The organism is Methylobacterium sp. E-065, from assembly GCF_022829605.1.
In the GTDB taxonomy this organism is placed as follows: Bacteria; Pseudomonadota; Alphaproteobacteria; order Rhizobiales; family Beijerinckiaceae; genus Methylobacterium.
Genome location: NZ_JAKSYD010000195.1, coordinates 1 through 704 on the forward strand (window position 1 = coordinate 1; position 704 = coordinate 704).

Sequence of the window (704 nt, forward strand, 5' to 3'; positions counted from 1 at the left end):
GTGCCGCCCGGCCGACATGGGCCTTTCCGGCTGGGCCGCCTCGGCGAGTCGAAAGCCGGCAATTCAGGAGAGCAACCGCTGCGGATCTGAGACCCTGAAAAGCCAACAGCCCCTTCCCGGCAAGGAAGAGGCTGCTGAAAAACCGAGGGCCTGTGAGGCCGGTCTGAATACCCCTCACAAGCCATGAGACCCCCCGGGGTGTCAAGACGGAACCCGTTTCCGTCAACGGGAAGGCTTTGCCTGGACCCTAGCCGCGGCCCGTAAGGGACCGGGATCGATGTTTCACGCCACCATGCGGTCGGCGATCGAGGGGGCGCGCACGCTCGCGCAGCTCGACAGCCTGTCGCGCACCATCTGGCAGGCCCACGCCGCCGAGACAGTCACCGACTCGGAGGCCCAGGGGCTCGCTGAGGCGCTGCACACTCGCAGAGCTGCGATCCGCGAGGCCGTGGTGCCCGTGGGCATCCCGCTCGGCCGCATGACGCTGTTACCAGCCAAGCGACTCCAGCGAGCTCCTGAGCGATCCGTGGCTATTGAGCGTCGCCGTCGGCTAGCGTGCTCGGGCCCGATGCCGCCCGCGCTCGCATCGAGGTTCACCACCGGCCAGCTCCCCGTCCTGCGGATCGACGGGGACGAGATGGCCCTAGACGGTGCATGAGTGCTGTTCACCGACCGCATAGCAGCCATGGATTGGGTCTGCCGGG

The 704-nt window shown here is 67.6% G+C and carries 2 protein-coding genes; both read left to right on the forward strand.

The features are described 5' to 3' along the window. The coding region (locus MKK84_RS23790) for a hypothetical protein (protein WP_243924351.1) at window positions 1–187 on the forward strand (187 nt) is incomplete at its 5' end. Window positions 188–277: 90 nt separating this feature from the next. Continuing rightward, complete coding sequence (locus MKK84_RS23795) at window positions 278–658, forward strand: hypothetical protein (RefSeq protein ID WP_243924352.1); 381 nt, start codon at window positions 278–280, stop codon at window positions 656–658. Window positions 659–704: the final 46 nt, after the last annotated feature.